General features: G+C 71.9%; 20 protein-coding genes and 2 tRNA genes. 13 read left to right on the forward strand and 9 right to left on the reverse strand.

Going from position 1 to position 24495, the window contains the following annotated elements:
- The first annotated feature begins 109 nt into the window (after positions 1-109).
- A complete protein-coding gene (locus RM425_RS08475) occupies positions 110-1639 on the forward strand; it encodes a SulP family inorganic anion transporter (RefSeq protein ID WP_311344759.1) in 1530 nt (509 codons plus the stop codon).
- 141 nt (positions 1640-1780) lie between these two features.
- Here the strand turns inward: RM425_RS08475 and RM425_RS08480 are convergent, their stop codons facing one another.
- The 4 genes from RM425_RS08480 to RM425_RS08495 all read right to left on the reverse strand — a co-directional run bounded on the left by RM425_RS08480 (position 1781) and on the right by RM425_RS08495 (position 4973).
- Positions 1781-2038, reverse strand: a complete 258-nt coding sequence (locus RM425_RS08480) for a hypothetical protein (RefSeq protein ID WP_311344760.1) — start codon at positions 2036-2038, stop codon at positions 1781-1783.
- Between the two features lie 62 nt (positions 2039-2100).
- Positions 2101-2412, reverse strand: coding sequence for a hypothetical protein (locus tag RM425_RS08485; RefSeq protein WP_311344761.1), 312 nt, complete (start codon positions 2410-2412; stop codon positions 2101-2103).
- Between the two features lie 473 nt (positions 2413-2885).
- Positions 2886-2959, reverse strand: a tRNA-Gly gene (locus tag RM425_RS08490).
- 73 nt (positions 2960-3032) lie between these two features.
- Positions 3033-4973, reverse strand: a complete 1941-nt coding sequence (locus tag RM425_RS08495) for an alpha/beta hydrolase (protein WP_311344762.1) — start codon at positions 4971-4973, stop codon at positions 3033-3035.
- Between the two features lie 166 nt (positions 4974-5139).
- Between RM425_RS08495 and RM425_RS08500 the strand changes: the two genes are divergently transcribed.
- The 6 genes from RM425_RS08500 to clpX all read left to right on the forward strand — a co-directional run bounded on the left by RM425_RS08500 (position 5140) and on the right by clpX (position 11535).
- Positions 5140-6591, forward strand: coding sequence for an amidase (locus tag RM425_RS08500; RefSeq protein WP_311344763.1), 1452 nt, complete (start codon positions 5140-5142; stop codon positions 6589-6591).
- Positions 6592-6643: 52 nt separating this feature from the next.
- Positions 6644-6720 (forward strand) — tRNA-Pro (locus RM425_RS08505).
- Between the two features lie 163 nt (positions 6721-6883).
- On the forward strand, positions 6884-8338 hold the full coding sequence (gene tig / locus RM425_RS08510) for a trigger factor (protein ID WP_311344764.1): 1455 nt from the start codon (positions 6884-6886) through the stop codon (positions 8336-8338).
- 309 nt (positions 8339-8647) lie between these two features.
- Positions 8648-9286, forward strand: a complete 639-nt coding sequence (locus tag RM425_RS08515) for an ATP-dependent Clp protease proteolytic subunit (RefSeq protein ID WP_449495082.1) — start codon at positions 8648-8650, stop codon at positions 9284-9286.
- A 19-nt stretch (positions 9287-9305) separates the two neighbouring features.
- Positions 9306-9935 carry an ATP-dependent Clp protease proteolytic subunit gene (locus tag RM425_RS08520; protein ID WP_311344765.1) on the forward strand — a complete coding sequence of 210 codons (630 nt, stop codon included), beginning with the start codon at positions 9306-9308 and terminating at the stop codon, positions 9933-9935.
- 325 nt (positions 9936-10260) lie between these two features.
- Positions 10261-11535, forward strand: coding sequence for an ATP-dependent Clp protease ATP-binding subunit ClpX (clpX, locus tag RM425_RS08525; protein WP_311344766.1), 1275 nt, complete (start codon positions 10261-10263; stop codon positions 11533-11535).
- Between the two features lie 125 nt (positions 11536-11660).
- Here the strand turns inward: clpX and RM425_RS08530 are convergent, their stop codons facing one another.
- The 3 genes from RM425_RS08530 to valS all read right to left on the reverse strand — a co-directional run bounded on the left by RM425_RS08530 (position 11661) and on the right by valS (position 15881).
- Positions 11661-12488: a DUF559 domain-containing protein gene (locus RM425_RS08530; protein WP_311344767.1), complete on the reverse strand. Its 828-nt coding sequence runs from the start codon at positions 12486-12488 to the stop codon at positions 11661-11663.
- Between the two features lie 79 nt (positions 12489-12567).
- Positions 12568-13281 carry a nucleoside/nucleotide kinase family protein gene (locus RM425_RS08535; RefSeq protein ID WP_311344768.1) on the reverse strand — a complete coding sequence of 238 codons (714 nt, stop codon included), beginning with the start codon at positions 13279-13281 and terminating at the stop codon, positions 12568-12570.
- A gap of 8 nt (positions 13282-13289) precedes the next feature.
- Positions 13290-15881, reverse strand: a complete 2592-nt coding sequence (gene valS, locus RM425_RS08540) for a valine--tRNA ligase (protein WP_311344769.1) — start codon at positions 15879-15881, stop codon at positions 13290-13292.
- 82 nt (positions 15882-15963) lie between these two features.
- Between valS and RM425_RS08545 the strand changes: the two genes are divergently transcribed.
- Genes RM425_RS08545 through RM425_RS08555 form a run of 3 tightly spaced genes read left to right on the forward strand, consistent with a single transcriptional unit; the run spans position 15964 to position 18191 of the window.
- Entirely contained in the window at positions 15964-16401 is a 438-nt protein-coding gene (locus RM425_RS08545) for a YccF domain-containing protein (RefSeq protein WP_311344770.1), read from the forward strand.
- 39 nt (positions 16402-16440) lie between these two features.
- Positions 16441-17796: a bifunctional folylpolyglutamate synthase/dihydrofolate synthase gene (locus RM425_RS08550; protein ID WP_311344771.1), complete on the forward strand. Its 1356-nt coding sequence runs from the start codon at positions 16441-16443 to the stop codon at positions 17794-17796.
- Positions 17793-18191, forward strand: coding sequence for a DUF4233 domain-containing protein (locus tag RM425_RS08555; RefSeq protein WP_311344772.1), 399 nt, complete (start codon positions 17793-17795; stop codon positions 18189-18191). Before RM425_RS08550 ends, RM425_RS08555 begins: the two co-directional genes overlap by 4 nt.
- A 25-nt stretch (positions 18192-18216) precedes the next feature.
- Here RM425_RS08555 and RM425_RS08560 read toward each other — a convergent pair whose 3' ends face one another.
- The gene (locus RM425_RS08560; RefSeq protein ID WP_311344773.1) at positions 18217-20289 is read right to left on the reverse strand and encodes a S8 family serine peptidase; all 2073 of its coding nucleotides are present in this window, start codon (positions 20287-20289) and stop codon (positions 18217-18219) included.
- 101 nt (positions 20290-20390) lie between these two features.
- On the opposite strand from RM425_RS08560, the gene ndk reads away from it, so the two are divergent.
- Positions 20391-20813, forward strand: coding sequence for a nucleoside-diphosphate kinase (ndk, locus tag RM425_RS08565; protein ID WP_311344774.1), 423 nt, complete (start codon positions 20391-20393; stop codon positions 20811-20813).
- Between the two features lie 106 nt (positions 20814-20919).
- Here ndk and RM425_RS08570 read toward each other — a convergent pair whose 3' ends face one another.
- Positions 20920-21426, reverse strand: coding sequence for a hypothetical protein (locus tag RM425_RS08570; protein ID WP_311344775.1), 507 nt, complete (start codon positions 21424-21426; stop codon positions 20920-20922).
- Positions 21427-21515: 89 nt separating this feature from the next.
- Here RM425_RS08570 and RM425_RS08575 point away from each other — a divergent pair, with 89 nt between their 5' ends.
- Together RM425_RS08575 and RM425_RS08580 are read left to right on the forward strand one after the other, a co-directional pair.
- Positions 21516-23459 (forward strand): TIGR03960 family B12-binding radical SAM protein, encoded by a 1944-nt coding sequence (locus tag RM425_RS08575; RefSeq protein ID WP_311344776.1) that lies wholly within the window; start codon positions 21516-21518, stop codon positions 23457-23459.
- On the forward strand, positions 23459-24226 hold the full coding sequence (locus RM425_RS08580; RefSeq protein WP_311344777.1) for a TIGR03936 family radical SAM-associated protein: 768 nt from the start codon (positions 23459-23461) through the stop codon (positions 24224-24226). Before RM425_RS08575 ends, RM425_RS08580 begins: the two co-directional genes overlap by 1 nt.
- Positions 24227-24495: the final 269 nt, after the last annotated feature.

Genomic DNA, 24495 nt, shown 5'->3' on the forward strand with positions numbered 1-24495 from the left:
GCCAATGCGGACCGCGACCCACCTACCTGCCGACGAGAGGGCGTCCATGAAGTCACCCCGCCGGGCCCCGCGGTGGAGGTCCCTGACGAGGCCCAGCCGCGGCGACCTCGTGGCGGCGCTCAGCGTTGCGCTGATCCTTATCCCCCAGGCGATGGCGTACGCGCAGTTGGCCGGGCTGCCACCGGTTCACGGCCTGTACGCCGCGGCGGCCGCACCCATTCTGGCCGCCTTCGTCGGCTCGTCGCCCTACCTGCAGACCGGGCCGGTGGCGATGACCAGCTTGCTGACCCTCGGCGCGCTCGCCCCGCTTGCGCCGAAAGGTTCGGCCGAGTTTGTCGCCTACGCGGCCGTGCTCGCCGTCGTGGTCGGTGTCGTGCGTCTCGGCTTGGGGCTGCTCCGCGCCGGGGCCTTCGCGTACCTCCTGTCGGAGCCGGCGATCAGCGGCTTCCTCTTCGGTGGGGCGCTACTGATTGTGGCCTCGCAGGTCCCGCCGCTGCTCGACGTCGATGCGACGTCCACCAACCCGCTGAGCGCGGCCACCCAGTCGCTCATGGAGCCGTCCGGGTGGACGCTGGCCGCGGTTGCACTCGGAGCGGCCACGGTTCTGGCCCTGATGCTGGGCCGCCGCCTCGGGCCGCTGTTCCCTGTCGTGCCGCTGGTTGCCGTCGCCGGCCTTCTCGTCGGCGGACTCACCGGTCACCCGGGCGCACTGGTCGGCGACATCCCCACCGGGTTGCCGCCGGTGAGCCTCGACCTCCTGTGGTCGGCGCTCCCGCATCTGATCGTCCCCGGCGCCGTCATCGCCATTGTCGGCTTCGCCGAGCCGGTGGCGATCGCACGCCGGTTCGCCGCAGAGGACCGGCAGCGCTGGAACCCCGATCGTGAGCTCGTGGGCCAGGGGCTGGCCAACCTGGCCGCGGGGGTCGCCGGCGGCTACCCCACCGGCGGATCGCTGTCGCGCTCCTCGCTCAACCGCGCGGCAGGTGCCACGTCGCGCTGGTCGGGAGCTCTCACGGGTCTGCTGGTGCTCGCTGCGCTCCCGGTCGTCGACGTGCTTGCACCGCTGCCCCGCGCGGTGCTGGCCGGCCTTGTCGTCGCAGCTGCGCTGCCGCTCCTCGACCCCCGGGTTTTGACCCGGCAGTGGCGTCTGTCACCCGCCCAGGCCGGCATCGCCTGCAGCACGTTCCTTGCCACGCTGGCTTTCGCCCCGCGGATCGAGCGCGGTGTGCTCGTCGGCGTCGGCCTGGCCGTGGCCGTTCACCTGTGGCGGGAGCTGCGGCTCCACATTCGCACCGATCTCACCGCCGACGGCACGCTGCACGTGCGCCCGCAGGGTGTCCTCTACTACGCCTCGGCCCCCGCGTTGCAGGACCAGCTGGTCGACGTGGTCGCCCGGCAACCTGCGGCGCAGCGGGTCGTGCTGCACCTGAACGAGCTGGGCCGGATCGACTTGTCGGGGATGATGACCATCCGCGCGATGCTGGACGACTTTCACCTCCCGGTCACCGTCACCGACGTTCCCGAGCACGGCCGCCGTCTGGTCGCGCGGGTGTTGCCGAAGGACTCGATCGGTCCACCGGTCCGGGACGCGCCGGGCACCGACGGGGGTGTCGGGATGCCTGACGATCACGGCAGGTGACTCCCACGGCTTCCCCCGGTGACCTGGTTCGCGCGGGCGAGGAGGTCCGTGACGAACCGTTGCTGTGTGGTCGGCATGGACCAACGCTAGAACCGACGGCGCGGGGCGGGAGGTGATTGCCAGCGTGCCAGGGACCGGCCGTCAGTCCTCCTCCTCGGCCAGGACCAGGAGTCCTGCCGCCGGGCAGTTGTCCACGGTGATCGCACCTGCGGGCAGGCACTGGCCCTTGGGATCTGTGAAGCCCGCCGGAATTGCGACCGGCCGGTCCTTGCTCACCGACATGATCTTGATTGTCGAGTATCGGACGGCTTCTTGGTCCGTGAGCAACTTCAGGAGGCCCTGCAGGGCCTCGAACGTCGTTTCCTCGCGGCAGATCCAGAGGAACGTGGTTCGCGGCATCTGTCGACGGTAGGCCCGTAGGGCCCTCGGTCTGGCCGATCTCCTGTCGGCGCGCCGTTTCCTCAGTCGGCCCCCGGATCCCCGGCCAGTCGATCAACTCGTCGAGGCCCATGAAGTCTCGACGCCAGCCGTCGCGGACCACCAGGCCCCGGCACTAGTTCGGGGGAGTCGGCGCCGGCCTCCTCGGCGAGGGCCCGCAGGAGCATCGCGGCGATGCCCGGTCGCGCGGCCGGTGACGCCGGGCAGGTCGCGGTGCATACGCGGCCGGAGCAGTTGGCCAGCATCTTCATCGCGTCCGCCAGTCCGGTGCCGTCTTGGACGGCGTCCACCGCCCGACCGAGTTGCTCGGCGGTCACCATGAGAATGGCGGTCATCGGTCGCTCTCCCGCCGAATGCCCCGCGAGGCCGGCTCGGCTTCGATCGCGGCGTTCTGGGCCAGGAACTCGGCGCTGAGTCGGGGCATGGACCCCCGGGCGAGATCGTCGGATCCAGCGGTCCCCAGCTCCTCGCTGAAGAGCGAGGCCAGGTTTACCTCTGTACCCCTCGCCAGCCCCCGGTCTGCTGTGCGCTCGCGGGCAATCTGGAGAGGGGCCCCGTCGTTGGACCCTCCGATGAGCCATTCAAGTCGCGCCCCGGGGGTGTGGCCACCTTGCCGGTCGTTCCTGGGATGGCGCCTGGCGGGGCCCCGGCGTTTCGCAATAGGCCTCGTCGTCGTGCCTTATCCGTGCCTTAAGCACCGGCCAAACGCGGTGGTCAGCGATCAATAGGGGTCAGCACTGCTACGGCACGGAAGGAGCGGCGCTGCCCGGCTGAGCTGCACAGACGGGCGTCCGCCCTGGTCAGGACGTGGAGCGGGTGACCGGGATCGAACCGGCATGGCCAGCTTGGAAGGCTGGGGCTCTACCATTGAGCTACACCCGCGAGACCTGCGAGAGGTCTTCGGGAAGCCTAGCGCGACGGCTGCCTGCTGCCCGGGAGGGCGGGCCCACCCGGGTCAGGACAGCGGGGTCAGCGCCTCCACGGCCGGCAGGAAGATCTGCTCGCGGTGCACGTCCCTCCGGTCCGGGGTCGTCGTCAGCTGGATCAGCATGAGGCCGTCCGGCCCCTCGGCCAGCGCCATCTCGACCGCCTGCCCGAGCTCCACGAGCTGGTAGAGCTGCCAGGTCGCCGCGTCGGTCGTCAGCTCACCGACCGGCTGGAGCGGCTCCTCCGCGCCGAGCTGCTCGGCGACCCCCTCGAGCACCTGCTCGGCGGTGATGCCGGGCACCACCTGCTGGATGAGCGACGTCAGGAACGACTCCTGCCACAACCCGGGGATCGCCTCGATCCAGCTCTCCGGACGGGCGCCGGCGAGGCCGAGCTCGTCGCTCTCGAACGAGGTCATCTCGACCGCGACGTCGTCCGCGGTGAAGGTTGGCGGCTCGATGTCGTCGATGCAGTCGGTCGCCGGCTCGCGGCTGGGCTCGTCCAGGAACCCCTCGGCGATGCGCACGGCGCACTCGTGACTGGGCAGGGCACCGTGCCCGGTGAACGGGAACCGGACGAAGAAGCTCTCGGAGAGGCCGGCGGCGATCTGCTCGCCCCAGCGCGGCGGCGTGATGGGGTCCAGGTCACCGGCCAGCACCAGTGCGGGGATGTCGCTGGTCACCTGCTCGTTGGCGTCGGCCTCGGGCTCGCCGGCGTCCCACGAGGAACACACGTCGAAGATGCCGGGGCCAGAGGTCGGCGTCCCTGCGAAGAAGCCCTCGACCAGCGGGTCCTCGGCTGCGGCCGCGGCCACGTCCGCACGGGAGCCGAACGACACCTCCTCGTGGCACTGGACGGCCAGTTGCTGGCCGATGCTGACGAAGTCCAGCTGCTGAAGCTGCACCCCGAGAAGAAGCCCGACCGTGCCGAACTCGCCGGCGCCCGCCGCGGTGATGACCTCGGGGAGGTGCGCCACCAGCTCGGTCGAGTAGAGCGAGTCGAACAGGAAACCGACGAGGGAGTCCCCGTCGAGCTCGTCCTGCAGGCGCTCTCCGTTCATCGGGTCGACGACGGTGACCGGTGCCGGCGCTGCGTTGAGCTTCCCGACGGCATCCCGGAACGTCCGCTCGAGATCCGGGTACATGGCGGCGCAGCCGGGGTCGTCGGCGCAGGTGGCGAACAGGGCATCCATCGCCCGCAGCGCGTTGCGGGGCATCTCCTCGTACAGGTCCGCGTCGACCGGGTAGGCGGAGTCCAGCACGACCGCCCGGATGCCGTCCGGGTGGTCGCGCATCGCCGACTGCGCCAGGCGGGTGCCGTAAGAGATGCCGTAGAGGTTCCACTCGTCGTAGCCGAGCGCCACCCGGAGGTCCTCGAGATCAGCGGCGGACGCGGCGCTGTTGTAGTCGGCGACGTCGATGCCCTCGTCGACGAGGCGCTGGCGGCATTCCTCGAGCGCCTCCAGGGCCTGGGCCTCCAGCTCCTCGTCGGACAGGCCGGACCCCAGCGAGTCCCGCGCCCACGCGCTGTACTCGTCGCAGGCCAGCGACGGCTCGCTCAGTCCGGTGCCCCGCTGGTCGAGGAGCACGAGGTCGCGGTTCGCGGTGAGCGGTTCGTAGAGCTGGGCGAAACCGTCCGGGACGAGCTCCAGGGTGCTCTGGCCGGGCCCTCCCGACAGGTAGACGACGGGATCGTCCGCAGGGTCGTCGGCGTCGCTCCGGACGATGCCGAAGGCGAGCTCGATCTCCCCGGCGTCGGGGTCGTCACGGTCGGCCGGGACGGCGAACGTGCCGCATTCGATGTCCACGCCCGCCGGCACGTCGAAGTCGCACGCGCCGAGGTCCACGTCGCTCTTCGTGCGGGCCGGGGAGGCGTCGCCCCCGTCGTTCCCGCCGTCTCCGTCGGCACCCGAGCAGGCGCCGAGGAACAGCAGGGGAACCAGGAGAAATGCTGCTCGGCGACCGGTCATGGCCCCTTCATCTGCCGGAGGACGGCCACCTCACCCGGGTGCGCGAGGGCGCGCGGGGGCCGCCGATCGGTTGGTACCTGCCGTGCACCGTAGGTCACGTCTCGGCTCCTGCCGCCGGGACACGAGCCAGTGCCCGGGGCGTCCTCCGGCGCTAGCGTGCGGACGCATGACCGACACCACCTGGATGGACGCGACCGCGCAGGCAGAGCTGGTGCGCTCGGGGGAGGCCAGTCCCGCGGAACTCGTCGAGGACGCCATCGAGCGGATCGAGCGGGTGAACCCCCACCTCGACGCGGTGATCCGCGACCGTTTCGACGAGGCCCGCAGGGAGGCGGCCGGCGCGCTCCCGGACGGCCCGTTCCGCGGCGTCCCCATGCTGCTCAAGGACCTCGGCTGCCACGTCGCCGGAGAGGCCACGAACTACGGGACCTCCTACCTGCGCGACTCCGGCATGACCTGGCCGATCGACAGTCACCTCGCTCGCCAGTTCCGCGCCGCCGGGTTCGTCTCCCTCGGCCGCACCAACGTGCCCGAGTTCGGTACCACCATCACCACCGAACCGGCAGCTCACCGGCCGACGCGCAACCCGTGGAACCCGGCGCACTCCGCCGGCGGCTCCAGCGGCGGATCCGCCGCCGCCGTCGCCGCGGGAATGGTCCCCGTCGCCCACGCCAGCGACGGCGGGGGATCGATCCGCATCCCGTCGTCGGAGTGTGGGCTGGTCGGGCTCAAGCCCACCCGTGCCCGCGTGAGCCACGGCCCGGAGGTGGGGGAGGGCTGGGCCGGCGCCACGACCGACGGCGTGCTCACCCGCACCGTCCGCGACGCCGCAGCCGTCCTGGACGCCATCAGCGGCCCCATGCCCGGTGACCCTTACGTCGCCCCTGCCCTGCCTCGCCCGCTGGCCCGGGAGGTGGGCGCCCCCGTCGGTCGGCTCCGGATCGGCGTGCTCGACGCCGCACCGGGGGAGCGGTCCCCGGACGACCCGGAGTGCCGTGCCGCCGTCGACCGCGCCGGGCAGCTGCTCGAGCAGCTCGGCTGCACGGTCGAGCCGGGCACGCCGGACGGGATGTTCGACGAGCAGTTCATGCGCTCCTTCGGCGCCACCATCGCCGCGGACATCGCGCTCGCCCTGGCCACCCACGAGCGCCTGCTGGACCGCCCCGTGCGGGGCGACGAGCTGGAGGCCCGCAACGCCGCTTACCGCGCGATGGGGCAGCGCCTGTCGTCCGCCGACTACCTGGCGGCACGGGCCTGGCTGGGCGGCTGGTCGCGGCGGATGGCCGCGTTCTGGACGCCGGGGGAGCAGGGCGGCCGGGGCTTCGACCTGCTCCTCACCCCCACGGTGGGAGCCCCGCCGCCGGAGCTCGGCTGGTTCGCCGCGGCGGGGCCGGAGCAGGAAGGGCGCCGGATCGGCGGCTTCATGCCGTACACCGCCCAGTTCAACGTGACCGGCCAGCCCGCGATCAGCCTGCCGCTGCACTGGACGGAGGACGGGCTGCCGGTCGGCGTGCAACTGGTGGCCGCCTACGGCCGCGAGGACGTGCTCGTCCGGGTCGCGGCGGCCCTGGAGCAGGCGTCGCCGTGGGCGGACCGCCGTCCGCCGGTCTCCGCCTGAGACGTCGCCGGTCCCGGCCGGGCGTGGGCGGGCCCTAGACTCGGCCCGGCCACGGGGTGTGGCGCAGCTTGGTAGCGCACCTGCTTTGGGAGCAGGGGGCCGCAGGTTCAAATCCTGTCACCCCGACCAGGTTCCGTCGCAGGTCCACACCCGGCCCCCGCGCCCGCGGGCTCGCTTGGTGCGCATCCCGCCCCCGCGCCTCTGCCCCCGTCGCCCGTAGACTCGGGGGTCGACGCGGCGCCGTCGACACCGAGCGCCCCCACCAGTTGTCTTACCGAGGAGCACTGCCGCTGTGAAGAGCACCATCGAGGAACTGGGCCCCACGCGGGTCCGGATGGCGATCGAGGTGGCTTGGGGGGACCTGGACCACGCCTTCGGTGAGGTCTACAAGGAGCTGGGCAAGCAGGTTCGCGTCCCCGGCTTCCGCCCGGGCAAGGTGCCCAACCGCGTGCTCGACCAGCGCATCGGCCGCCCCGTCGTCCTGGAGCAGGTCGTCCAGCACGCCATCCCGGAGGTCTACTCCGAGGTCGTGCGCGAGAACCAGGTCCGCGTCCTCGGCCAGCCCGAGATCGAGGTGACCAAGCTCGAGGACAACGAGTCCCTCGAGTTCACCGCCGAGGTCGACGTCGCGCCGCAGCTGGAGCTGCCGGCCCTGGACGAGCTCGCCGTGACCGTCGACGACGTCGAGGTCACCGACGAGGAGATCGACCAGCAGGTCGACGTCATGCGCGAGCGCTTCGGCATGCTCCAGTCCGTCGAGCGTCCTGCCCAGGACGGCGACTTCGTCTCCATCGACCTCGAGGCCAAGCTCGGTGACGAGGTGCTGGAGGACGGCTCGACCACGGGCATGTCCTACGAGGTCGGCTCGGGCAACCTGATGGAGGGCCTCGACGACGCCGTCCGCGGGCTGTCGGCCGAGGAGACCGCGACCTTCCAGACCGCGCTCCTGTCGGGCCCGAACTCCGGCGAGACCGCCGACGTCACCGTCACCGTCCGCTCGGTGAAGGAGAAGGAGCTCCCGGAGCTCGACGACGAATTCGCCTCGACCGCCAGCGAGTTCGACACCCTGGCCGAGCTGCGCGAGGACGTCCGCACCCGCCTGGCCCGCACCAAGGTGCTGCAGCAGGGTGCGCAGGCCCGCGACAAGCTGGTCGAGCACCTGCTGGAGGCCGTCGAGGTGCCCATGCCCGAGAACCTGGTCGAGCGCGAGATCGAGTGGCGCAACCGCGCCTTCGAGGGCGAGCTCAAGCAGGCCGGCATGGACTGGGACACCTTCCTGTCGATGTCCGGCGTCGAGAGCCGTGAGGCCTACGACGCCGACCAGCGCAAGAACGTCGAGGAGGCCGTCCGGACGCAGTTCATCCTGGACGCCATCGCCGACGCCCGTGAGGTCACCGTCGACAACGACGACCTCTCGGCCCAGATCATGGCCCAGGCGCAGCGCAACCGGATGAGCCCGGAGCAGTACGCGCAGCAGCTGCAGCAGGGCGGCAACATCGCCGAGTTCGTCGCCGACGTCCGCCGCACCAAGACCCTCGCCCAGCTGCTCGAGCAGACGACGATCACCGACGCGTCGGGCACGACCGTCGACCTCGAGGCGCTGCGCCCCAAGACGGTGCAGGCCCCGGCCGCGGACGCTGCGTCCGAGGACGCCGCTGACGAGGACGACGACATTGCCGTCGAGGCCGTGGCCACCGAGGCCGCCGAGGGCGCGACCGAGGACACCGAGGACGTCGCCAAGGCCTGACCTCCCCGCTCCGCTCCGGACGCCGCTCCACCCGATCCCGGGTGGGGCGGCGTCCGTCGTCTGCGCCTGCTCCGCCGGGTCCGGTCGCTGCGCCGTCGGCGAACACCCCCCGTCGCGGGCATCGACCGTCGGAGGTGCGCGTTAGGGTCGACAGGACTCAAGGGATCGCCGGGGGGCACCGCTCCCCGGGGGCCGCCGAGGCCCGCACCACCGCCCCGCACCCTGTTGTACGTCCCACCCCACCACCCCGACGAACACCCAGTCCACCGAGACCGACTGCTGGACAGTCCTACGGAGGTCACCGCACCTGTGAGCACCACCGACCCGAACCTCGCGAGCGCACCCGTGATGCGCGGCGCCAGCGGAATGATGAACCTCGGAGACTCCGTCTACGAGCGCCTGCTGCGCGAGCGCATCATCTTCCTGGGCACCCAGGTGGACGACGTCATCGCCAACCAGCTCGTCGCCCAGATGCTGCTGCTCTCCGCCGAGGACCCCAAGAGCGACATCCACCTCTACATCAACTCGCCCGGTGGCTCGGTCACCGCCGGCATGGCCATCTACGACACGATGCAGTTCATCGACTGCGACGTCGCCACCTACGGCATGGGCCTGGCCGCCTCGATGGGCCAGTTCCTGCTGACCGCGGGCACGAAGGGCAAGCGCTACGCCCTCCCGCACGCGCGGATCCTGATGCACCAGCCCTCGGCCGGTGTCGGTGGCACGGCCTCCGACATCGCCATCCAGGCCGACCTGTTCCGGCGGACCAAGCAGGAGCTGTCGGAGCTGCAGGCGCAGCTCACCGGGCAGACCGTGGAGCGGATCCTCGAGGACTCCGACCGCGACCGCTGGTTCACCGCGCAGCAGGCCCTCGAGTACGGCTTCGTCGACCACGTGGTGAGCAAGGCGGCCATGACCGACAGCGCCAACCCGGTCTCCGACAACTGAGCGCCCGAGGACACAGACAATGAGCTTCGAGATGCCCTCCAGCCGGTACATCCTGCCCTCCTTCGTGGAGCGCACGAGCTACGGCATGAAGGAGTCCAACCCGTACAACAAGCTCTTCGAGGAACGGATCATCTTCCTCGGGGTGCAGGTCGACGACGCGTCGGCGAACGACGTGATGGCGCAACTCATCACGCTGGAGTCGGCCGATCCGGACCGCGACATCACGATCTACATCAACTCGCCCGGTGGCTCGTTCACGGCGCTGATGGCCATCTACGACACGATGATGTTCGTCCGACCCGACATCCAGACCGTCTGCATGGGCCAGGCCGCCTCGGCCGCCGCCGTCCTGCTGGCGGCGGGCACGCCGGGCAAGCGGCTGGCGCTGCCGTACTCCCGCGTGCTGATCCACCAGCCCTCCGGCGAGTCCGGCGGTCAGGTGTCCGACCTGGAGATCCACGCGGCCGAGATCGAGCGGGTGCGGGTGCAGATGGAGGAGATCCTGGCGCGGCACACCGGCCGCAGCCAGGAGCAGATCCGCAAGGACATCGAGCGCGACAAGATCCTCACCGCTCAGGAGGCGAAGGACTACGGCATCGTCGACCAGGTGATCCAGAGCCGGAAGCTCAACGCGCTTCCCGCGGTCTGACCTCGCGCGGTTCCGGGTCGGGGGCGCGTGTCGCGTCCCCGGCCCGTACCGTCGGAGGGGTCCGGCGGGTCGGGAGTGCACTCCCGGGCCAGGGACGATGCGGAGAGACGAGCGAGACGGAAGTGGGACCACCGGCGCGAACCCGGGTGAGTCATTGCCCGGTGGCGTCGGTAGCGGCAGGTACGTTCGGCGGACGCCCGAACCCCGGCCCTCAGCGCCGGGAGGAGAGTTCCGCGGAGCGGGGCCGGCAGAGGCGGAAGAGCAACGACGATGACGACGCAGAGTCCTGGTTCCAGGGCTGCGGATCCGAACCGGAGGTCAGCAGGTGGCACGAATCGGTGAGAGCGGTGACCTGCTCAAGTGCTCCTTCTGCGGGAAGAGCCAGAAGCAGGTCAAGAAGCTCATCGCTGGCCCCGGGGTCTACATCTGCGACGAGTGCATCGACCTCTGCAACGAGATCATCGAGGAAGAGCTCTCGGAGTCCTCGGACCTGAAGTTCGACGAGCTGCCCAAGCCCAAGGAGATCCACGATTTCCTCGAGCAGTACGTCATCGGGCAGGACCAGGCCAAGCGCACGCTCTCCGTGGCCGTCTACAACCACTACAAGCGGATCCAGGCCGGCGGTGACCGCGCCTCCCGCGAGGACAGCGTCGAGCTGGCCAAGTCCAACATCCTGCTGATGGGCCCCACCGGGTGCGGCAAGACCCACCTGGCGCAGACCCTGGCCCGGATGCTCAACGTCCCGTTCGCGATCGCCGACGCCACGGCGCTGACCGAGGCGGGCTACGTCGGTGAGGACGTCGAGAACATCCTGCTGAAGCTGATCCAGGCCGCGGACTACGACGTGAAGCGCGCCGAGACCGGCATCATCTACATCGACGAGGTCGACAAGATCGCCCGCAAGAGCGAGAACCCGTCGATCACCCGCGACGTCTCCGGTGAGGGCGTGCAGCAGGCGCTGCTGAAGATCCTCGAGGGGACGACGGCGTCGGTTCCCCCGCAGGGGGGTCGCAAGCACCCGCACCAGGAGTTCATCCAGATCGACACGACGAACGTGCTGTTCATCGTGGGTGGCGCCTTCGCCGGCCTGGACAAGGTCATCGAGGCCCGCACCAGCAAGCAGGGCATCGGCTTCGGCGCCGAGGTCCGCGGCAAGGCCGAGATCGCGGAGGCCAACGCCTTCGCCGAGGTCATGCCCGAGGACCTGCTGAAGTTCGGCATGATCCCGGAGTTCATCGGCCGTCTCCCGGTCATCACCAGCGTGCAGAAGCTGGACCGCGAGGCGCTGATCAACATCCTCACCGAGCCGAAGAACGCCCTGGTGCGCCAGTACCGGAAGCTGTTCGAGCTCGACGGCGTGGAGCTGGAGTTCACCGACGACGCGCTCGAATCGATCGCCGACCAGGCCATCCTCCGTGGCACCGGTGCCCGCGGGCTCCGCGCGATCATGGAGGAGGTGCTCCAGTCGGTCATGTACGACATCCCCAGCCGTGAGGACGTCGCCTCCGTGGTGATCACCAAGGAGGTCGTGCTGGAGCACGTGAACCCGACCATCGTGCCGCGCAAGCCCACCCGCGAGCGCCGCGAGAAGTCCGCCTGACCCAGAGCTCGACGCCGACGGCCCGTCCCCAGAAGGGGGCGGGCCGTTCGCGTTCCCGAGCCACACGGTGCCGCACCGTTGAACCTGCACGACCCGGGTAGCGCGCCGTCCTGGGTCATGAGGGTTCAACGGTCGGCCAGCCGATGGCGGACGACGGCCTCGATCTCCTGCCGGCACCCCGCCGGGTCGCTGACCAGCCGCTCGTAGCTGAACCGCAGCACCACCCAGCCCAGCACGGCGAGCCCGCTGTCCCGGCGCAGGTCCCGCTCCCTGGCCTCGCGGCTGCCGTGGAACGCGGGAGCACGTGCTGCACGCCGAAGACCTCCAGCTCGCTCTGGCTCCCGCGCCCGACCAGCTCGAGCAGCGCGCCGAGCTGGGCCCGGCCGGCATGGCGCGGCGTCCGGTCCGACTCCCGGCGCACGGCCGCTGCGCGCACCATCCCTTCCCGCACCGCCTCGATGACCGCCTGCCGCACCAGAGGTCGCTCGGCCGCAGCCCGGCCGTTGCGGAGGGGCGACCACGCCCAGGACCACGCATCCACCAGGCTGCGCGCCGGCTCGACGACCTCGAGGCCGTCGCAGCGGATCGTCGACACCCGCCGTCCCGAGCGGTGGACCACGACGTCCGCGGCGTCGCGGAGGCAGCGATCGAGCCCGACCGTCACGTGCAGCGGCCCAGCCGTCCGACGCACGAGCCCGGCCGCCGTGAGCGCCGACACGTGGCTGAGCGGAGCTCCCGAGTACAGCGTCGCGGCCCACGCACGCTCCACCCATCTCGTCGCGCGGTCCGGTAGCGACAACCCCCGGCGCAACGAGCACCAGCTCGCCTCTGGCCAGCCAGCGGCCCACGGTGCTTCTGCTGGTGGCCGCGGCGACGTCCGCGCGGCCAGCCACTCCGTGAGGGAGGAGGTCGACCGGCCCGGGCACGCCGACAGGCTCGCCGATCCGGGACATTCGCCGCAGACGGCCTGTGGACGACGGGACCTATGAGCCTGGGCGGCCCAGGAGGGCGCCGGTCGTGGGTCGCCGGGGTTCAGCGGTCGGACGGCGGCCGATCGAGCAGGCGTGGCAACATCCAGTCGGTGTTGTCGACGACCAGGTCGGCACATGCCCACGGCGAGCAGGCGGCGAAGTAGAGCTGCTGGCCACCCACGTAGCGGCGCATCGCCGGGTGGTCCGGGTCCGCGGGGGAGCCGTCGCGGGACACCATCCGCGCCGCGGTGACCGTGAAGGGCACGTCCAGCCATATAGAGAGGTCCCACCGGTCGGCCAGCTCGTCACGGTGCAGGAACAGCCCGTCGATCACTACGACTGCACCGGGGGCCACGGAGACCGGCGGCTCGTCGACCTGGCTGTCGGCGGCCAGGTCGTGCCAGCGCAGCCGGACAGGCGCGGCGTTCCGCAGCGGCTCGAGCAGCTCCTGCTGGAGGGCCGGGTAGTCGTAGGAGTCGAGCCAGAAGCCCTCGGGGGAGTCGCGGCCGCGGCGGTAGCGCACCGCCCGGGGCTGGTGGAAGTCGTCCACGCTCGCCCGGACCACCGGTCGGCCGAGCGCTTCGGTCGCCGCGGCGAGCTGGTCGGCGAAGACAGTCTTGCCGGCGCCGTCCACCCCGTCGACGGCGACGAGCACGCGGTCGTCACCGCGGTCGGGCACCCGCCCGGCCAGGTCCGCGAACAGGGCCGCGCTGACGCGCGACCGTTGAACCCCGGCGACCCACGACGAGGCCGACGGTGGATCGCCGGAGTTCAACGGTGCGGTCAGGTCTCGGGGACCTCGGCGAGGACGACGTCGACCGTCAGCTCACCCTCGCCCGGCTCGACGGCCAGCATGCTGATCCGGCCGGCATCGACGAGGTCGGCCCGGCCCGCCTCGATCAGCGGCACCTGCGCGGCCGGCGCGCTGACCGTCGCCGTCTCCACGTCGGCCCGCATGGAGACCTTGGCGTCGGATTTGGCCTTGCGCACCCCGGCCAGGGCGGCGGCGGTCGCCGTCAGTACGGCCGGGTCGCCCTGGCCGGGGAGCTCGCCGGAGACCGGCCACGCGGCGCGGTGCACCGAGCCGGTCTGCCACCACGACCAGACCTCCTCGGTCACGAACGGGAGCACCGGCGCGAACAGGCGCAGCTGCACGGCGAGGGCCACCGCCAGCGCCGCCTGCGCGGAGGCCGCCGCCGGCCCCGTCCCGTAGGCGCGGGACTTCACCAGCTCCACGTAGTCGTCGCAGAACGACCAGAAGAACGTCTCGCTGACCTCGAGCGCGCGGGTGTAGTTGTAGGCCTCCATGGCCGCCGTCGCCTCGTCGACCACGCGACCCAGCGCGGTGAGCAGGCCGAGGTCGATCGGCTCGGTCACCTGGTCGACGGTCGAGGACGCCGTGGCGCCCAGGCCCAGCACGAACTTGCCGACGTTGAGGATCTTCATCGCCAGCCGGCGGCCGACCTTCATCTGCGTCTCGTCGAACGGCGAGTCCGCGCCCGGGCGCGCACCGGCGGCCCGCCAGCGGACGGCGTCGGTGCCGTAGCGCTCCAGGACGTCGATCGGCGTGGTGGCGTTGCCCTTGGACTTCGACATCTTCTTGCGGTCCGGGTCGACCACGAAGCCGGAGATCGTGGCGTGCGTCCACGGCACGGTCCCGTGCTCGTAGTGCGCCCGGACGACGGTGGAGAACAGCCAGGTGCGGATGATGTCGTGCGCCTGGGGCCGCTGGTCCATGGGGAACACCCGCGCGAACAGCTCCGGGTCGGTGTCCCAGCCGGAGGAGACCTGCGGCGACAGCGACGACGTCGCCCACGTGTCCATGACGTCGGGGTCGGCCATGAAGCCCCCCGGTTCGCCGCGCTGGTCCTCGGTGAACCCGGCCGGGACGTCGGAGGACGGGTCGACCGGCAGCGACTCCTCCGGCGCCAGGATGGGTGCGGAGTAGTCCGGCTCGCCCTCGGCGTCGAGCCGGTACCAGACCGGGAACGGGACGCCGAAGAACCGCTGGCGGCTGATCAGCCAGTCGCCGTTGAGGCCCTCGACCCAGTTGTCGTAGCGGTGCCGCATGTGCTCGGGCACCCACTGGATCTCGCGGCCGCGGGCGACCAGTGCCTCGCGCAGGTCGGCGTCGCGACCACCGTTGCGGATGTACCACTGCCGCGTGGTGACGATCTCCAGCGGGCGCTCGCCCTTCTCGAAGAACTTCACCGGGTGGGTGATCGGCTTCGGGTCCCCCTCGAGGTCGCCGGACTCGCGGAGCAGCTCCACGATCCGCTGCTGGGCGCTGAACACGGTCTTGCCGGCCAGCTCGTCGTAGGGGTGCGCCGGGACGTCGGCCGGCGGGTCGGGCAGCAGCCGGCCGTCCCAGCCGACGATCGCCCGGGTGGGCAGCTGGAGCTCGCGCCACCAGGTGACGTCGTTGAGGTCACCGAAGGTGCAGATCATCGCGATGCCCGAGCCCTTGTCCGGCTCGGCCAGGCGGTGCGCCACCACGGGCACCTCGACGTCGAACAGCGGCGTGCGGACGGTCTTCCCGAACAGCGGCTGGTACCGCGCGTCGTCGGGGTGCGCGACCAGGGCGACGCAGGCCGGCAGCAGCTCGGGGCGGGTGGTCTCGATGAAGACCGGGCCGGCCGGGCCCGCGAACGAGATCCGGTGGTAGGCGCCCGGGCGCTCCCGGTCCTCCAGCTCGGCCTGCGCGACGGCGGTGCGGAAGGTGACGTCCCAGAGGGTGGGGGCCTCCTGGGCGTAGGCCTCGCCGCGGGCCAGGTTCTTGAGGAACATCCGCTGCGCGGTGGCGCGCGAGGTCTCGGAGATCGTGCGGTAGACGTTGGACCAGTCCACGGAGAGCCCGACGCGGCGCCAGAGCTTCTCGAACTCGGCCTCGTCGGCCTCGGTCAGCCGCATGCACAGCTCGACGAAGTTGCGCCGGGAGATCGGCAGCTGGTTCTTGTCCGGCTTCGCCGGGGGCTCGAACGAGGGGTCGTAGGGGAGCGAGGGGTCGCAGCGGACGCCGTAGTAGTTCTGCACCCGGCGCTCGGTCGGCAGGCCGTTGTCGTCCCAGCCCATCGGGTAGAAGACGTGCTTGCCGCGCATCCGCTGGTAGCGGGCGATGAAGTCGGTGTGCGTGTAGCTGAACACGTGGCCCACGTGCAGCGAGCCCGACGCCGTCGGCGGGGGAGTGTCGATCGAATAGACCTGCTCACGCGTCGTGGCGGGGTCCAGGGCAGCGGCCCGGTCGAAGGCGTAGGTGTCCTCGGTCGCCCACCGCGCGACCCACTTCTCCTCGAGCCCGTCGATCGTCGGCTTCTCGGGTACGCCGACGGTCGCTCCCGGAGCCGTGGGGTCCGGGCGGGAGATGTCGGCAGCCATGCCCAGCATCCTAGAAAGGGCGGGCAACGAGGCTGCGCTGCCGCCCGGGGAACACCGCGCCCCGCTCGTCCGTGAGGCAACCGTGGACACGCTACGACTGCTGCTCAACGTCATCTGGCTGGTGCTGCAGGGCTGGATCCTGGCGCTGGCCTACCTGCTGGCCGGCGTCATCGCCTGCCTGCTGGTCGTCACGATCCCGTTCGGGATCGCGTCGTTCCGGCTGGCCGGGTTCGTGCTCTGGCCGTTCGGCCGCACCACCGTGCGCGCGCCCGGGGCGGGGGCCGCATCCGCGATCGGCAACCTGCTGTGGTTCCTCGTCGCCGGCTGGTGGCTGGCGCTGGTCCACATCGTCGCCGGCATCGGGTTCTGCCTCACGATCATCGGCATCCCCTTCGGCATCGCCTCGTTCAAGCTGGCCGCGGTCGGGCTGTTCCCCCTCGGCAAGCGGGTCGTCGAGACCGCGCCCCCGCGGGACTGGATGCACGCCGGCAGCGGCGTCGTCCAGGGCGCTGCCCGGTAGGGCGGGGCAGGCCGTCGGCCAACTGGCATCCTGAGCAGGATGAACAGCAGCAGCACCGGTGAGCTGGCCCGGGTCGAGTCGGAGCTGCTGGCCCGGTGGCCGGAGAGCCGGCTGGAGCCGTCCCTCACCCGCATCAGCGCTCTGGTCGACCTCCTCGGCAATCCGCACCGCGCGATGCCGGTCATCCAGGTGGCCGGCACCAACGGCAAGACGACGACGGCGCGGATGATCGACGAGCTGCTGCGCGGCTTCGGCCTGCGCGTGGGCCGCTTCACCAGCCCGCACCTGGAGTCCATGCGCGAGCGGATCGTCCTGGACGGGGAGCCGGTCAGCCCGGAGCGGTTCGTCGAGACCTACGCCGACATCGCGCCGTACGTGCAGATGGTCGACGCCGCCGGCGAGCACCCGATGAGCTTCTTCGAGGTGATGGTCGGCATGGCCTACGCGCTGTTCGCCGACGCGCCGGTCGACGTCGCCGTCATCGAGGTGGGGATGGGCGGCACCTGGGACGCCACGAACGTCGCCGACGCCCGGGTCGCCGTCGTCACCCCGGTGGCCATGGACCACGCCGAGTACCTCGGCAGCGACGTCGCCACGATCGCCGGCGAGAAGGCCGGGATCATCAAGGCCGACTCGATCGCGGTGCTGGCCCACCAGCAGCCCGGTGCGCTCGACGCCCTGATCCGTCGCGCCGTCGAGGTGGACGTCGTCGTCGCCCGCGAGGGCACCGAGTTCGGCGTCCTGGAGCGCCGGGTCGCCGTCGGCGGGCAGCAGGTGCGCCTGCAGGGCCTGGGTGGGGAGTACGACGAGGTGTACCTGCCGCTGTTCGGCGCACACCAGGCGCAGAATGCCGCCACCGCGCTGGCCGCCGTCGAGGCGTTCCTCGGTGCGGGCGCCGCCACCGGCCCGATCGAGCAGGAGACCGTGCGCGCCGCCCTGGGCGCCGTCCGCTCGCCGGGGCGTCTGGAGCGGGTGCGCACCAGCCCGACCGTGCTGATCGACGCCGCGCACAACCCGGCCGGCATGACGGCGACGGTCGAGGCGATCCGGGAGTCATTCGACTTCACCCGCCTCATCGGGGTGGTCGGGGCCGTGCGCGGCAAGGACGTCGCCGGGATGCTGGCCGCGCTCGAGGAGATCTGCGCCGAGGTCGTCATCACGCAGAACTCCGCGGAGCGCGCGCTGCCGGCCGACGAGCTGGGGGCCCTGGCCGTCGACGTCTTCGGCGCGGACCGGGTGAGCGTCTCGCCGCGTCTGGGCGAGGCGATCTCCGAGGCGATCGAGCTGGCCGAGGCGGGGCCCGACGACGCGCTCGGCGGGTCCGGCGTCCTGGTCACCGGCAGCGTCATCACCGCGGGGGAGGCCCGGACGCTCCTGTCGGGGCGTCGCCCGTGAAGGCCGCCGACCCGGTCCGGGCCGGCCGGGCGCTGGGCGGGGCCGCCGCGGCGATCCTGGTGCTCGAGGGCATCGCGGTCCTGTTCGTACCCCGCGCCATCGCACCGACCGAGGGGCTCGGCGCGGTCCGGCTGACGCTCCTGGTCGTGCTCGCTCTGCTGCTGATCCTGTCCAGCGGGGTGCAACGCCGGGAGCGGGGTCTCTACATCGGCACCGCCCTGCAGGTGCCGCTGCTGGCCACCGGCCTGATGACCGCCGCGATGTGGTTCGTGGCCGGCGCGTTCGTGCTGATCTGGCTGTACCTCCTGCAGGTGCGCAAGGAGCTGGTCGGCTCGATGTTCGCCCCGGTGACGGTGCAGGGGCCCGACGACGCCGATGGGGCGACCACCGGGTAGGTGGTCGCCCCATGGGCGGGGGATGTCAGCGCGGGCGCGCGGCCTTGCTGGCCGAGGGCTTCCCGAGCCCGGCCGCGTTCTTCGCCACGACGCGGAACACGTACCTCTTGCCCGGCGCCAGCCCCCGGACGACCGCGCGCGTCGTCGTCGCCCGTGCGGCGACCGACTTCACCAGCTTCCCGGCGGAGTACACGCGGACGACGTAGCCGGTGACGGGCGCGCCTCCGGTGTTGGCCGGCCTGACCCAGCGCACCGCGACCGCCTTCTTCTGCGCCCTCACCGAGCTGATCCGCGGAGCAGTCGGCTTGGTACGGGGAGTGGCGGTGACCAGCGCCGACCGGGGCCCCTGGCCGGCGGAGTTCAGGGCCTGGACGGCCAACCGGTAGGGGGTTCCGTTGCGGAGACCCGTGACGGTGACCGTGGTCGTCCGGCCGTCGACCACCACGGACCTGACCGGGGTGGAGCCCTGGTAGGCGGTGACCCGGTAGGCCGAGATCACAGCTCCGCCGGTGTCCGCGGGCGCGGCCCAGCGCAGTCGCACACCCGAGGGCACAGGGGTCCGCGCGCCGATCCGCGGCGCGGAGGGCTTCCGCACGACGGGGGCCGGGGGAGCGGCCACCGACACCCGGACGGTGCCGACGGCGGTACCGCCGCGGCCGTCGCTGACGGTGTAGGTGACGGTGTCGGCGAAGGGGCCCGAACGCGTCGGGGTGTACTGCAGCGACGTAGCGGTGGTCGCCACCGTGCCGTAGGTGCCCTGGGTGGCGGAGACGATCTGCAGCGGGTCGCCGTCGGCATCGGTGTCGTTCGCGGTCACCGCGAGCGTCCGGGTGCCGGGGTTGTACGGGAGCGAGACCGTGTCCGCGGTGGCGACCGGCGCCGTGTTGACCGGGACCGTGCCGCCGCCGGCGAGTGCCTTGGCGCCCTGCACGGCCCGCACGGCGTCGACCAGGCCGTGACCGAACAGGTCGTCCCGGCCGGCCGCGCCGAGGTCGGTGGCCGACCCGGCGAGGGCCTGCTCGAGCTGGTCCGGCGTGAGCGCCGGAGCCACGGCCTCCATCAGGGCGACCACGCCGGCCACGTGCGGCGAGGCCATCGAGGTGCCGCTCATGTAGACGTGATCCGCCAGGTAGGTGGAGAGGATGCTGACGCCCGGTGCCGCGACGTCGACGTAGCTGCCGTAGTTGGAGAACGACGCCTTGGCCCGCTGCTGGTCGACCGCGGCGACGGCGATGACCCCGGTGTCGGCCGCGGGGTAGAACGGCGTCGAGGTGTTGTCGTTGCCGGCGGCCGCGACGACGGTCACGCCCTTCGAGCGCGCGTAGGCGATGGCCTGGGCCTGCACCGTGTTGGGGCTGCTCCCGCCCAGCGACATGTTGATGACGTCGGCGCCGTTGTCGGCGGCCCAGATGATGCCGTCGGCGGCCCAGTTGGTCCAACCGCCGCCGCTGTCGCCCAGGACCTTGACCGGCATGATCCGCACCCCGGGGGCCACGCCCTCCACGTAGCTGCCGGCGTCCGCGCCGATCGTGCCGGCCACGTGGGTGCCGTGCCCGTGCCGGTCGGTGGCGTCGGTCAGGCCACCGGGGGAGTCGGTGAAGTTCTGGCCGGCGACGAGTGCGGAGGCCAGCTCGGCGTGCGGCGCCACCCCGGTGTCGAGGACGGCGACGACGACGTCGTCGAGCGTGGCCGCGTCCACCTCCGTGCGGGCCTGCTCGGCGCGCACCAGGTCGTTGCCGTACTGCTCGTACCAGCCGCCGGTGATACGCACCGGTGCGCTGACGGCGGCGGCCTCGACCGACGGCTGCCGCTCGAGAAGTGCCGCCGCCGCCGTGGCGTCGCTCCGGCCGCCGGCCTCGAGGGTGACGATCTCCGGGCCGGTCGGCGTCTCGACGAACGCCTCCAGCCGGACCCCCTCGCCCTCGGTGAGGTCGGTCAGCGACTGCTGCTCCGCCGGCGCGAGCTCGTCCACCAGCGTGGTGGGGAGCTCGGTCACCTCGTCGCTCACCGGCTCCTCGGCCGACGCGGTGCCGCTGGCGCAGACGAGGAGGAGGGAGGCGGTGGAGACGGTCAGCAGCCGTCGGATGTCGGTACGCACGGTTCCTCATCGGCAGGAACCGCCGTCGGGTTGACCACCCGGACGAGGGATCCTCGCGGGTGCCCGGGCCCGGACTCCGGGGCCACGTAAGCTGCACAGCCGTGTCCGCACCCACGCCTGAACGCACCCTCGTCCTCGTGAAGCCCGACGGCGTCGCCCGCGGCCTGGTCGGCGAGGTGATCACCCGGCTGGAGCGCAAGGGGCTGCGGCTGGTGGCCGCCGAGCTGCGCACGCTGACCGCCGAGACGGCCGAGACCCACTACGCCGAGCACCGCGAGCGGCCGTTCTTCGGCTCGCTCGTCGAGTTCATCACCAGCGGCCCGCTGATGGCGCTGGTCGTCGAGGGCCCGCGCGCCATCGAGGCGTTCCGAGCGCTGGCCGGCGCCACCGACCCGGTGAAGGCCGCCCCCGGCACGATCCGCGGTGACTTCGCCCTCGAGGTGCAGAACAACATCGTGCACGGCTCGGACTCGCCGGAGTCCGCCGCCCGCGAGATCGGTCTGTTCTTCCCCGACCTGGGCTGACCTCCGCCACGATCAGGTTCCCTGATCGTCGAGCGTCCTCCCTCGCCGTGGAACGTGAGGGAGGACGCTGCCCGATCAGGTTCCCTGATCCCAGCGCGGCCGGGAGTCAGATCTCGGTGTCGACGGGCTCCTCGGGAGTGGTCCACGCGAGGTGCCAGTAGGTCAGCAGGCCGCTCGCCAGCCAGAGCAGGAACCCGAGGCAGAGCGCCGGCGCGACGTGCCCGGTGAGCGCGACGACGGCGACCGCCCCGCCGATCGCCACGAAGGTCAGCGCCATGCTGGGCCGGCCCATGGCGCTGTGCGACCGTTCGCCCAGTCGCCGCTGGTGCTCGTCGAGCGATCGCCGGTCGCGGTCGAGGACGCCGCGGATGCCGAGGTCGAGCACCGAGCGCATCGGGATGAACGCCAGCATCCCGGCCGTCCAGACGATGAAGAACCACGTCGTCCAGCCCTGATCGGTCGAGGCGCTGCCCACCGTCGCGGCGAGCAGGGCGACGAAGAGCGCCACCTCGGCGACGACCGCCCGGTGCCGCACGCGGCGGCTCCGTGCCCAGGCGTAGCGGTCGTCGTCGAAGGTGCGGGCGAGGTAGGTCTCCTCGGGGGCAGTGCTCATGACGTCCTCCTGAGGAGTTCTTCGCTGAGCGAGGGCAGCGGGTCGAGGGAGAAGATCGCTCGCGGTGCGGCGGCTACCCTGGACGGGCCATGACTGCAGAGCTCCGCACGACCGCCGGCGAGTCGCTCTACCCGCGACTCGAGCCGCTGCTGGCCCAGATCCAGAAGCCCATCCAGTACGTGGGTGGTGAGCTCAACGCCCAGGTGAAACCCTGGGAGGACGCCGCCGTCCACTGGGCGTTGATGTATCCCGACGCCTACGAGGTGGGCCTGCCCAACCAGGGCCTGATGATCCTCTACGAGGTGCTCAACGAGCGCCCCGACGCCCTGGCCGAGCGCACCTACGCCGTCTGGCCCGACCTCGCGGCGCTCATGCGCGCGAACGGCGTCCCGCAGTTCACCGTCGACGGCCACCGCGCCGTCGCCGACTTCGACGTCCTCGGCGTCAGCTTCGCCACCGAGCTCGGCTACACGAACCTCCTCGAGGCACTGGACCTCGCCGGTGTCCCGCTGCACGCGGTCGCCCGCGACGAGAGCCACCCCGTGGTCGTCGCCGGTGGGCACGCCGCCTTCAACCCCGAGCCGGTCGCCGACTTCGTCGACTGCGCCGTCCTCGGTGACGGCGAGCAGGCCGTGGGCGACATCACCGACGTCGTCAAGGCGTGGAAGGCCCAGGGCCGCCCCGGTGGCCGCGAGGAGCTGCTGGCCCGGCTGGCCCGTGTCGACGGCGTCTACGTGCCGCGGTTCTACGCGGTCTCCTACGCCGACGACGGCGCCATCGCGAGCGTGACCCGCACCCGGGACGACGTGCCGGCGAAGGTCGGCAAGCGCACCGTCATGGACCTCGACGAGTGGCCCTACCCGAAGCAGCCGCTGGTCCCGCTGGCCGAGAGCGTGCACGAGCGGATGAGCGTGGAGATCTTCCGCGGCTGCACCCGCGGCTGCCGCTTCTGCCAGGCCGGGATGATCACCCGTCCCGTGCGCGAGCGGACGATCACCGGCATCGGCTCGATGGTCGACCAGGGGCTCAAGGCGACCGGGTACGAGGAGGTCGGCCTGCTCAGCCTGTCCAGCGCCGACCACTCCGAGATCGGGCAGCTGGCCAAGGAGCTGGCCGACCGCTACGAGGGCACCAACACCGGCCTGAGCCTGCCGTCGACCCGGGTGGACGCCTTCAACGTCACGCTGGCCAACGAGCTGTCCCGCAACGGGCGACGCAGCGGCCTGACGTTCGCCCCCGAGGGCGGCAGCGAGCGCATCCGCCGGGTCATCAACAAGACGGTGTCCAAGGAGGACCTCGTCCGCACGGTGACGACCGCGTACGCCAACGGCTGGACGCAGGTGAAGCTCTACTTCATGTGCGGTCTGCCGACCGAGACCGACGAGGACGTCCTGGAGATCGCCGACCTGGCGGTCGAGGTCATCCGCGCCGGCCGCGTGGCCAGCGGCCGCAAGGACATCCGCTGCACCGTCTCCATCGGTGGCTTCGTGCCCAAGCCGCACACCCCCTTCCAGTGGGCGAGCCAGGCCAGCCCCGAGGAGATCGACAACCGGCTCCGGCTGCTCCGCCAGAAGATCAACGAGGACCGCAAGATCGGCCGCTCCATCGGGCTGCGCTACCACGACGGCAAGCCCGGGGCGATCGAAGGCCTGCTCTCCCGTGGGGACCGTCGGGTCGGCCGGGTCATCGAGCGCGTGTGGCGCGAGGGCGGCAAGTTCGACGGCTGGAGCGAGCACTTCTCCTACGACCGCTGGGTCGCCGCGGCGACCGAGGAGCTGGCGACCTTCGGCGTCGGCCTCGACTGGTACACCACCCGCGAGCGCACCGAGCACGAGATCCTGCCCTGGGACCACCTGGATTCCGGGCTGGACAAGGAGTGGCTCTGGGACGACTGGCAGGACGCCCTGAGCGAGGAGGAGGTCGCCGACTGCCGGTGGGTCCCCTGCTACGACTGCGGGGTCTGCCCGACCATGGGCACCGAGATCCAGATCGGCCCGACCGGGCGCAGCCTGCTCCCGCTGACCGTCGTCTGATGGCCCGCCAGCCCACCGGCCCGCCCCCGCCGCCCACGGTGCAGAAGCTGCGCATCCGCTACGCCAAGCGGGGGCGGCTGCGCTTCGCCTCCCACCGCGACCTGGCGCGCGCCCTGGAACGGGCGCTGCGCCGCGCCCAGGTGCCCATGGCGTTCTCCGCCGGGTTCAGCCCGCACCCCAAGATCTCCTACCTCGGGGCCGCCCCCACGGGCGCGGCCAGCGAGGCGGAGTACGTCGAGATCGGGCTGTCGGTCCGGTGCGACCCCGAGGCCGTGCGGGCGGCCCTGGACGCCGCTCTGCCCGAGGACGTCGCCGTCCTGGAGTGCGTGGAGGCGGGGGAGGGGACCGGGTCCCTGGCCGACCGGATCGACGCCTTCGTGTGGCGGGTGGAGCTGCCCGGGGTCGACGTCGACGAGTTGGCGCGGGCGGTCGAGGCCTTCCTCGCCGCCGACGTCGTCACGGTCGCGAAGCGCACGAAGAACGGCCTCAAGGACATCGACGCCCGCGTCCCGGTGACCAGCGCGTCGGCTTCGGCCGGGGCAGGTTGTGCCATACTGCACATGGTCGTCCGGCAGGTGACGCCCGCCGTACGACCCGACGACGTGTTGGCCGCCCTGGCTGCTGTTGCCGACCTGCGCCCGCCGTTGCCCCCCCGGGCCGTGCGTGAGGCGCAGGGCCGGCTCGACGACACCGGGACCGTGGCCGATCCGCTCGAGCCCGACCGCACGGCGGGAGCCCCCGACCAGGAGGCGCACGCGGCGGTCTGACCGGCGGAGGCCCACGAGGCTCGCGCACCGTCGCCCGCGACACGGCTGCCAGACGTGCCGCACCCGCAGACCACAGCTGGACCCCGCACCACCGCACCACGCAGTCCGGCTCCCCGCCGCGGCAACCGTCGCGCGGGAGTCGCCCACAGACTTCGCAGGACGAGTCAGCCGCCGTACCCCGTGCGACGGCTCGCCCCGCCCAATCCGTGCACCTGTGCGGCCGCCGATCAGCCGATCGGCGCCCGGGAGCACTCGAGGAGACGAGCCTT

Source organism: Blastococcus goldschmidtiae (genome assembly GCF_031845325.1).
In the GTDB taxonomy this organism is placed as follows: Bacteria; Actinomycetota; Actinomycetes; order Mycobacteriales; family Geodermatophilaceae; genus Blastococcus; species Blastococcus goldschmidtiae.

Bases quoted from the DNA above. Each gene is read 5' to 3' on its own strand.
- RM425_RS08480 (WP_311344760.1), bottom strand. From the start codon at position 2,038: ATGCCGCGAACCACGTTCCTCTGGATCTGCCGCGAGGAAACGACGTTC.
- RM425_RS08485 (WP_311344761.1), bottom strand. From the start codon at position 2,412: ATGACCGCCATTCTCATGGTGACCGCCGAGCAACTCGGTCGGGCGGTG.
- RM425_RS08495 (WP_311344762.1), bottom strand. From the start codon at position 4,973: ATGACCGGTCGCCGAGCAGCATTTCTCCTGGTTCCCCTGCTGTTCCTC.
- RM425_RS08500 (WP_311344763.1), top strand. From the start codon at position 5,140: ATGACCGACACCACCTGGATGGACGCGACCGCGCAGGCAGAGCTGGTG.
- RM425_RS08520 (WP_311344765.1), top strand. From the start codon at position 9,306: ATGAGCTTCGAGATGCCCTCCAGCCGGTACATCCTGCCCTCCTTCGTG.
- RM425_RS08530 (WP_311344767.1), bottom strand. From the start codon at position 12,488: ATGTCCCGGATCGGCGAGCCTGTCGGCGTGCCCGGGCCGGTCGACCTC.
- valS (WP_311344769.1), bottom strand. From the start codon at position 15,881: ATGGCTGCCGACATCTCCCGCCCGGACCCCACGGCTCCGGGAGCGACC.
- RM425_RS08550 (WP_311344771.1), top strand. From the start codon at position 16,441: ATGAACAGCAGCAGCACCGGTGAGCTGGCCCGGGTCGAGTCGGAGCTG.
- RM425_RS08570 (WP_311344775.1), bottom strand. From the start codon at position 21,426: ATGAGCACTGCCCCCGAGGAGACCTACCTCGCCCGCACCTTCGACGAC.
- RM425_RS08575 (WP_311344776.1), top strand. From the start codon at position 21,516: ATGACTGCAGAGCTCCGCACGACCGCCGGCGAGTCGCTCTACCCGCGA.
- RM425_RS08580 (WP_311344777.1), top strand. From the start codon at position 23,459: ATGGCCCGCCAGCCCACCGGCCCGCCCCCGCCGCCCACGGTGCAGAAG.